Below are 9,249 nucleotides of genomic sequence, written 5' to 3'. Positions count from 1 at the left end.
CAGCAGTCGGCCACAACTTCCGCCGTATCCTCGCCTGGCTCAGAGAACTCTTGTGCCTCTGCCTGATCCAGCTATCGCATACGCTTGCCTGTCCGCTCTCGCTCAATTCGGCTTCTTAACGGACGACCAAGTAATCTTCGAAGGAAAAGCCAAGTCTAATCCTGGTGCCTTGACTGACCTGCTTAGCAAATATGCGCCTCATGCCGAGCGTATCGGCTTCGAGACCGGCGCGATGGCGAGTTGGCTATGGCATGAACTCCGCAGGGTTGAGCTTCCGGTGGTCTGCATCGACGCTCGGCATGCGCACGCAGCTTTGTCGGTCCGAATGAACAAGAGCGATCAGAATGATGCGCGAGGGCTTGCCGAACTGGTGCGGGTTGGATGGTATCGAGAGGTAAAAGTCAAAAGTGAGGAAAGCCAGAAGATCCGAGCGATCCTTGTCGCCAGATCTCGGCTAGTGTCCATGCGCCGAGACATCGAGAACCAGGTTCGCAGCTTGATCAAGGAATGTGGATTGCTATTCCCTCGCGCGATCGGCCAACAGTTCCGCAACCAGGTCAGCGAACTTTTGGGCGTCGATCATTTGCTTCTCAGCGTGATATCGCCGCTGCTCGCGATCCATGAGAACGTTTGTCAACAACAAGGTAAGTTCGACAACGAGGTCCGCCGGTTGGCAAAGCTGGACGAGACGACGCGTCGCGTGATGACGGTCCCGGGGGTCGGTGTCGTGACGGCCCTAACGTTCCGCCACACGATCGATGACCCCTCGCGCTTCCGATCGGCTTCGACGGTCGGCGCCTACCTCGGCCTTACGCCGAGGCGCAGCCAATCCGGCGAAACCGACACCAACGGAAAGATATCTCGATGGGGCGACCGGCTTCTCCGAACTTACTTGTTCGAGGCCGCCACTGTCCTTCTTTATCGAACCAAAAAGTGGTGCTCCCTAAAGGCCTGGGGCATAACGCTCGCTAAGCGGATCGGCATGAAGAAGGCAAAGGTCGCCATCGCCCGAAAGATCGCCGTGATTCTCCACTGCATCTGGGTCGATGGCACGTCGTTCGACTGGGGCCAGCCGAAGCCAATCTGATATTTGCTCGCAAGTTCCTGGTCCGGTCCGCCGGACTGGCGATGTCCCGCTGGGACGGTGGTCGTGGTGACCTCGGTCAATCGGCTGGTGGCGGTTCGCCCGCACTCCGCTGCAAACGTTGAGGCGCCCGATCCGGACATCATCATGAGGCGCTCGCGACCTCGGAAAGGACCATGACCCCAGCTACGACATCAACCCAACCCGCTGAAGCCGCCAACGAGTCGATTGCCAAGCCCGCTAAGCAATCGTCTCGCCATCCGCGATCGCTCCGTCTCCGCAACCTGACCAGCTCCGACGGAGCAATCGCTACCGGCGTGTCACTGGAGAGAGGAAGAATGGTAGCTTGACAACAAACCGCAATTAAAGGGCCGATTGACAACCCACGGATGGATGGAACTTGGGCTCAGGTCAGCTTCTCCCAGCCGAGAGGATTCGGCAGCGAAAACTCTAACAAAAAATGGTCCAGTTTGCTGGCCACAGATCGGGAGAAGGTCGGAAAGATGGGCGAGAAGGGTTCACTGAAGAGCAGATTATCCGCGTGATGAAGGGCATGACGACAGGGCAAGGACGGCCGACTTGGCTCGCAAGCACAGGATATGCCGACCGCGACGATCGATAATTGGAAAGCCAAACTGGGCGGTATGGACGTTTCCGAGGCAAAGCTGTTGAGCGAGTTGCAGGACGAGAACGCGAACCAGAGAAGGTTTTGGCTGAGCAGATGCTCGATGCGGCTGCGGTGCGCGAGCTTCGTTCGAAGAAGGCCCGCCGCCAAGCGTGCTGCGGTCGCATCTGCAGGCCATCACGAGCCTCTCGGGACGGCGGGCCAGCTCGATCGGCAGGCTGTGGCGCGCCGCCCTCCTCATGTCGAACCTAGCGACGCATCTCCATGCCCATACAAACATTTCATTGCTCAAGTGTCCTTGCCTCCAGATTGATCATTCGCTGAACCTTACCTTTGAAATTAGTCGCCCAAATCTCGCCGTTCGCAAGCTCCCGCACGTACTCGGGGATGATCGGCATCTTGCCAAGACCACCCGTGCCATCGACCACAAAAGTAGGCACAGCAGGACCACTGATGAAGCCTCGCAAGGCACGATATAGCTTTAAGATGCGATCAAGCGTAAGTTGATAGTCATGATTTCCCTCCGCAACATCACATGAATAGCAATAATATGGGCGAATGCCGCAAGTGACCAAGCCCATGCAAAGATCGCGCAAGGTAGCAACGTCATCGTTCACTCCCTTCAATAATACCGATTGATTGCCGATCATCGTACCGGTCTTGCGCAGCATCTTAATGCGCTCGGCAAAGAGCGGGGTTATCTCTTTGGGGTGGTTGACGTGAACGTTGACCATTTGCACCTCATATCGCTCGATAATGGCACAGAGTTCAGGAGTAATCCGGGTCGGTAGCTGCGCTGGCAGACGACTTCCAATACGGAGAAATTTGATGTGCGGCGCTCCGGCTCTAATCTGGCTCAGAATGCCTTCGAGTTGTCGGTCGTTGAGGAGCAGTGGGTCGCCGCCCGATAAAAGGCAATCTTCGATCTCTGAATGAGCTTTTAAGTAGCTAATTCCCCTTTCAAGCTGTTGCTTGTTGACCGCGCTTTCTCCATGGGAAACCAACCGTTTACGGGTGCAGAACCGACAGTAGGTCCCGCAGCTCGTCGTAACGAGAAAGAGCGCGCGGTTGGGATACCGATGCACAACACTGCTACCGTCTTGCATGTCATGGTCTTCCGCCAGACTATCAGCAACTTCATACGGTCTAACATTTACCTCTCTCTGAAAAGGCATGTACTGCTTGCGAATTGGGCAGTTCGGATCGTCGCGATCCATTAACTGTGCCAGATATGGTGTCACGCGCATGTCGAAATGGTGGTAGATGGCCATATCGACGTCCTCAACGTGATTGAGAATGCCTTTCATGTCTTTATGCGTCCTGTAGCGACGCTGCAAAGCCTGCTGCCAGCCTTCGGAAGTAACGTCGAAGGCATCGAGTTCTTCCCGCGTGCGGAGAATCTTGCTCAGCCGAGTGAGGTCTGCCTTTTTACAGGGATCGGTCGCTTCGATTGAAAATGCCATATTGTCCTCTGAAGGTCTGCCGACTTTGCCCCCAAGCTCATCCGAAGCAACGGTGCTGGTACATGACCAAGTGGTATCGACCTGCGTTTTCGACCACGAAGACCTTTTGTCATCCTTGGCCGATCGAAGTGCCGAATGACAAACCTTACCGAGCGCGAGGGGATTGACAGTTTGATGCTTGTAGAAATGCCTCGGATGTCCGATTCGGAAATATCGCGTATGGGCGACGTCGAAATGCGGTTGACTACGCTCGAGAAGCCGTGTGTGGCGCTCGCCCACAGGCAGGCCCCATATTGAGACAACGAAAGGCCTTGATCTCTCGGAGGTAAGGCTGGCCGGAGCGTGCGATCCGCGCATGATCCAGGCACAGGAAGGCGAGCGAGGTCAACAGTTCGAGCTCTTCGTTTCGGAACGACGCAGGTTTTTCGTGCCTCGACTTGCTCGCCTGCCTCCCGCGCAAGCTGCGTGACAACCACTTCTACGGCATGCCGCAAATCATGTACGAGCTCCGGTCGGAGTCTGCTGGACCGGCGACGCGGCTTCACTACCACTGAGAACCGCAGGTCGCCCAAGCGCTCCGGCATGAGCTGTTCCGGCAATGTGTGGGACAACGCGGCGCTCATCTCCATCGAAAGACTCTTGAGATGGAATTAAAAGATTTGGCCCTCACGCCACGAAGCTTGCAATAGCAACCAAGTTCGGTCGATCGACTACAACTCACGCTCGCCGCCTTTCTGAATTGTCAACTGCCTACGCGGATCCGGAAGGTGCACCAAAGCAGCGGTTCACCGCCAGCTTTTCTCTTCGGCGTCGTAGGTGTCCGACAACGGATCGCTGATGGCCATTAGCTCTCGCTTGAGCACCTTGTTGCTGGTGACGGTTCTTGGGAGCGTCTGCACGAAGCCGACGTACCGTGGTATCTTGAATAGAGCAAGGCGAGCACGAGCATGCTCAAGAATGCGCTCGACATTCACGTCAGCTGGTGTGAGTCCTTTTCTCAGTTCAACGTAAATCTTGACCTCCTCGCCCCATTTTTCGTCCGGAATGGGCACCGCAGCCACATCTGCAATCTCTGGAATCTCGCGGATGATCGCCTCTACCTCGGATGCAGCGATATTTTCAACGGAGCGACGGATAACATCCTTCCGACGTCCTACGAACCAGTAAAAGCCGAGTTCGTCGTGGCGCAGCAGATCACCCGTCTTAAACCATTCGCCTTCGAAACAATCCGCGTTCGCGTCCGGCTTGTTCCAATAGCCGCTGAACATCCCACGCCCCCTCACCCACAGCTCACCGACTTCGCCTACTGGCGTGGGGCTGCCGTCATCGTTGACCAAGCGCAGTTCTCGAAACAGCGAACGGATCCCGACCGAACCCGCCTCGTTCATCTCGGGGACATCGGGAGGCATCTGTGTGCCGGTTCCGATCTCCGTCATTCCAAAAGTGTAAGTGCTGCGCACGCCGAACTCCTCGTGATATCGGTGCACCGTCTCAGCACTCCACCCGTCGTACTGCCACACCTGCTTCAGGCTCGCCGGTGGCTCGTAAGCGGCTTCCGCTACCAACCGGGGCAACGCACACCACTCGATCTGAAAATTCTTGACCCAATCCAGAAGTTGCGACGCGTTCATTTGCTGAGCGACGTACAGCGTTCCGCCCTGTCTATACGAGCTCAGAAGAATGAATGGCCAACTTATGTAGGAGGAGGACGCCCAGCTAAGAAACCTCTTGTACGGGCAGAGGTTGGCAGCTACGTACGCCCCCACCCCCCAATAGTCGTGTGTCAACATGCAACCCTTCGGAAAGCCTGTCGTCCCCGAGGTAAATTGGATCGCCAGTAGGTCCCCGGGGCGGACATCCTCATCCACCGGCGAATCGTCGACATCCTTCAACGATCGATGGAGAGTGATAGCTGCCCCGTCGGAAGGTTGCCCAACGAGGATGACTTGATCCTTGGCAAGCTCTTGCGGCCAAGGACTCATAGCGCCGAACACTGGCCAAGCAGATTCGTCGACAATGGCAAATTTGGCCTGGGTATCGCTAATAATGTGTTCGACCTCTCTCGGCGTGTAATGCATGTCAATTGGGACCATTACCGCACCGAGCTTGGCGAACGCGAACCATAAGATAGACCATTCGATGCGATTGGGCATCATCACCCCGACGCGATCCCCCTTGCGCACTCCGAATTTGCGCAGTGCACGTGCATGTCGGTTCGACAACCGGTCCATCTCGGAGTAAGTTGCACGCTCGCCGCGCTCAAAGATGTCGACTGCGGTTATCGAACCGTGTGTTCGTGCCCGCATGGAAACGAGCTGACCCACCGTAGTAGTTTCGTATGCGGCCTCGAGCGCCTCGCTCTTGCGCAAGGCGCGTGCGACTCGATCGTGCAGTTGAGCTGGTGTCATACAAACCTCCGCGACGGACAAAAAGCGAGTTCAGCTAACGAGCTCAACTGCGCCGCTTGACAGCTCCATCAAACTGTCTACGGCCAGAGCCGATGGTGCCTCTACACGTCTAGCCACCCGTCTAATAACGCAGTCGCTGCGTATGAGATGAGCGCCGCCTCTGTTGCGTGGCGAGTGCGGAAATTAGCGATACATGATCAGTGATGATCGGAACACTACCTACTTTGGTTAGGTATAAAGAACGATCGCGGGCGCTCGTGTGATATGACTGGCGCTGTTCTCGGCGCTGAAAAGCCCATTATCCAAGAGCAAGTGTCGAAGCCGTGCTCGGGTGACGCGCTGATCGAGGAGCCCCGTACGTTTCGCTGCTTGGGGCAACAGGCAGTTCCAACCAGATTTGCCGCGCCGCACGGCGCTCTGACGTGAAAGTCCTGAGGAGTCGCAACGAGAGTTGAGCCAATTCAGTAGTGCATGCCCGAACCTTCTATTCTGTCCCTACTCGTTTTCCGCCGTCTCAGAACCTGAGGCTCACGTTGTAGTCGGTCAAGAAGTCCTGGAGGGTCAAGATTCGCTCCATCCAGATAACGTCGTCGCTCGCGTTGAGCAAGCCGCGGCAGCCCCGAATGGAGAGGAGTGGTGCCACTGCTGTATTGCCATCATTCACGAGCGCGGTGAGCTGAGTGCGCAGCATTTTGTAGTAAGCCGGGTCCTGGATAGACGGATACACGCTCTTAACTCGCTGCACCACGGAGGGGGGCAGCAGGTCCGCAGTGGCCGCCCGCAGCAGGCTCTTCTCGCGCCCGTCGAAATTCTTGTGAGCCCATGGGGTGCCGAACACGTACTCGATGAGCCGGTGGTCGCAGTAGGGGACCCGCACCTCCAGGCCGGAAGCCATGCTCAGCCGGTCCTTGCGGTCGAGCAGCCTCGGCAGGCGGCGAGTCAGAAAAAGATAACAGACTTCGCGCATGCGACGCTCGTGCGGATCGGACGAGCCCGGCCCGGTCAGGGCGGGTACTTCCGCAAGTGCGCTTCGGTACTGCTCGTCGAGATAGCTTGGTAGCTCAAGCTTTTCAAACAGGAGCGGGTCTAGGTACTGCCGAGCGCTGTCGACACCAACGTTTCCCCAAGGAAACGTGTCGCTCTGAACGTAGGCTGGATCGTGGAACCACGAGTAGCCGCCGAAAAGCTCGTCGGCCGCCTCTCCGGACAGAGCTACCGTCGAATATCGCCGCACTGCCCGGAACAGGAGATAGAGCGAGCTGTCGATGTCACCCGCGGTGAACGGAAGGTCACGGGCGTGGAGTGTGCTGGCCCGCACCCCCCGGTCCATGAGTTCGTCCGCGGACAGTGTGATGTCCGTGTGGTCGGTACCAGCGAAATTTGCGAGTTCCTGTACGTACGGTCCGTCGGGTGTGGCGCACATGAAGCCGGGGGTAAAATTCTCCGTATAGCCGACGAAATCGAGGGCGAATGACCGGATCCGTTGCGCGCTGAAGCGCGCGGCCAGTGCGGTCAGGGCCGAGGAGTCAAGGCCGCCGGATAAGAGGGTGCACAGCGGCACGTCCGCGATGAGCTGCCGCTGGATCGTGTCGTCGAGCAACTCGCGGACGTGCCGAATGGTGGTAGGCACGTCATCGGTGTGCCCGCTATCGGTAAGCTGCCAATAGGTCATCTGCTGGATGCCGTCGCGGCTCACGCGAACGATGTGGCCGGGCCGTACCTCATGCATCCCGCGGAACACCGTGTTGTTCGGTTCGGCGAACGAGCATAGCGCGCGACGAAGCCCCGCAGCGTCCAGGACCCGTTCCGCGAGCCCATTGGCGAGGATCGCCTTTGGCTCAGAGCCGAACAACACTCCGTGCTTCGTGGGGTAATAGTAAAGCGGCTTAATGCCGAGCCGGTCGCGTATGAGAAGCAGTTCGCGCTTAGCGGGGTCCCAGAGTGCGTAGGCGAACATCCCGTTGAGTTCGCTGACCGCCGTACAGGGGTCGCGCTTGCCCCACTCCCGGTGGGCGTGCAACACCACCTCGGTGTCACTGCTCGTCTCGAACCGATGGCCCAGGGCGGCGAGCCGTTGACGCAGTTCGCGGTAGTTGTAAGTCTCGCCAGTGTAGGCCAGAACTAACGGGGATCGCCCGTCCTCGTGGAGCGTCATCGGTTGCCGTCCGCCTTGGAGGTCAATGACCGCCAAGCGACGATGTCCCAGCGCCGCCGGCCCGTTGATCCAAGTCCCCTGGTCGTCCGGACCGCGGAAGGCCATAGTGGCCGTCATCGCGGCAAGCTCCCGGCGCGCCTCGGGACCTTCTAGGTCACGATCGAAGTCGATCCATCCACAGATACCGCACATAACCTTGGCTCCCACGATAAACAGGTACCGCGCTGCAGACCACCGCTAACCGCGGAACCCCGGCAGTGCTCCGTGCCCCCGCTCGGTCGTTCAAGTACTTTGAGGATCGCGAAGGCATTCCCGCATATTGATCTAGTTCATTACCGGGCCAATCGAACCCACCTGTTCTAGTAGCCTCGGTGCGTTGCACTGGGGGTTCATCTTCATTCTGGTCTCGGATGCCTGTCGGTTCGGGCATTCCCGACCGTTACCTTCAACGCTCACGACCGCGCCTCTTAACGAAGCCGCTTAAAGTGGTTGAGACCTACTTCTGAAAGTCGATCACAAGGGCCTACCCTTGTCGCTGTCAGCTTATGCAAACAGATTCTCAGATCATCTCGATAATCCCTTCTGCGTGCTTCTGCAGCACAATGTCGTCGGCGCAGATGCGCGCAGCCCGGGTTCGCCAACCAGAGCCGTCAGGGTGGCCGCAGAGTCTGAATCGAGCCCGTTGTTGGGAGCATGAGTTAAGGTGGAAGGTGACTGCTCGGTTTGCTAGATGGAAAGGACGAAGAAGGCGTCTGAAGGAAGGTTGGCACGACTAGCACATGCGTGGCAAAGACGCGATCTTTCGGCGAAGCGCTATATCTACATCTGGGTTGATGGCCTCCATGAGCCCGCCCCGAAGATGAAAAGCAATGCATCCTCGTGCCATCGGCGCGACGGCGGAAAGCCGCAAGGAACTGGTCCGCTTTCGATGGTGCCCGCGCGAGCGCGCACGATTGGCGCGAACTGCTGCTCGATCTGAAGCGGCGCGCGCTCGACGTGGCCCCGCAGTTCGTCATCTCGGACCGTGCACCGGTTCTGCAAGGCCGCCGGTGAGGTCTGGCCTACAACGCGAGCAACGCTGCTGGGTGAGCTACCCGCTGAAATACGAGAAGCGGCCGACTGCCTGCGCAAAGATCGAGACACGCTGCTCGCTTTCTATGACTTCCGGCCCGCGCACTGGAACACTTGCGGACGACGGATAAGATGGACAAGCGATTTTATCGAGATGACGCTTGCTGGGACTCGCGTACGTCCATTCTTTTGTTCGGCCGCGCCGCTGGTCATTCTTCCGTCCCGGCCATCAATCTTGAAGCCGCCGCGCACAGGGGCGGTCAAGGCTGGCCGCACTTGCGGGCACCGCAAGGCTTGGCCTTGACCGGCTCGAGCAGTATTCCTCCGGGGTGGGCCGCCTTGTTGAGTTGCAGGTATCCGACGAGGATCTAGCTTTAAGGCTAGCCTTAAGGTCGGTAGATGCGGGTAGAGGTCCTGGGCGGGGTTGAGCGTCGTCGTCGCTG

4 protein-coding genes and 2 pseudogenes are annotated in these 9,249 nt (G+C 58.1%); 3 read left to right on the top strand and 3 right to left on the bottom strand.

What is annotated here, in order from left to right:
* Positions 1 to 73: 73 nt before the first annotated feature.
* Together GWG67_RS38385 and GWG67_RS38380 are read left to right on the top strand one after the other, a co-directional pair.
* The gene (locus GWG67_RS38385; protein WP_342761090.1) at positions 74 to 1,087 is read left to right on the top strand and encodes an IS110 family transposase; all 1,014 of its coding nucleotides are present in this window, start codon (positions 74 to 76) and stop codon (positions 1,085 to 1,087) included.
* A 457-nt stretch (positions 1,088 to 1,544) separates the two neighbouring features.
* Positions 1,545 to 1,912 (top strand): annotated as a pseudogene (locus GWG67_RS38380) (transposase); the annotation flags it as partial.
* 78 nt (positions 1,913 to 1,990) lie between these two features.
* Here GWG67_RS38380 and GWG67_RS38375 read toward each other — a convergent pair.
* The 3 genes from GWG67_RS38375 to asnB all read right to left on the bottom strand — a co-directional run bounded on the left by GWG67_RS38375 (position 1,991) and on the right by asnB (position 7,927).
* Entirely contained in the window at positions 1,991 to 3,172 is a 1,182-nt protein-coding gene (locus GWG67_RS38375) for a KamA family radical SAM protein (protein WP_275174842.1), read from the bottom strand.
* Between the two features lie 785 nt (positions 3,173 to 3,957).
* Positions 3,958 to 5,580: a class I adenylate-forming enzyme family protein gene (locus tag GWG67_RS38370; protein ID WP_275174840.1), complete on the bottom strand. Its 1,623-nt coding sequence runs from the start codon at positions 5,578 to 5,580 to the stop codon at positions 3,958 to 3,960.
* A 514-nt stretch (positions 5,581 to 6,094) separates the two neighbouring features.
* Entirely contained in the window at positions 6,095 to 7,927 is a 1,833-nt protein-coding gene (gene asnB, locus GWG67_RS38365) for an asparagine synthase (glutamine-hydrolyzing) (RefSeq protein ID WP_275174839.1), read from the bottom strand.
* Positions 7,928 to 8,516: 589 nt separating this feature from the next.
* Between asnB and GWG67_RS38360 the strand changes: the two are divergent.
* A pseudogene (locus GWG67_RS38360) lies at positions 8,517 to 8,944 on the top strand (transposase); the annotation flags it as partial.
* Between the last annotated feature and the right edge of the window lie 305 nt (positions 8,945 to 9,249).

Source organism: Bradyrhizobium sp. CSS354, from assembly GCF_029051725.1.
Taxonomy (GTDB): Bacteria; Pseudomonadota; Alphaproteobacteria; order Rhizobiales; family Xanthobacteraceae; genus Bradyrhizobium.
Note: the sequence above shows the minus strand (reverse complement) of the source record. Positions and strands in the feature narration are given on the sequence as shown.

Excerpts from the sequence above, each read along its gene's own strand:
- GWG67_RS38370 (WP_275174840.1), bottom strand. The coding sequence starts at position 5,580 with ATGACACCAGCTCAACTGCACGATCGAGTCGCACGCGCCTTGCGCAAG.
- GWG67_RS38375 (WP_275174842.1), bottom strand. The coding sequence starts at position 3,172 with ATGGCATTTTCAATCGAAGCGACCGATCCCTGTAAAAAGGCAGACCTC.
- asnB (WP_275174839.1), bottom strand. The coding sequence starts at position 7,927 with ATGTGCGGTATCTGTGGATGGATCGACTTCGATCGTGACCTAGAAGGT.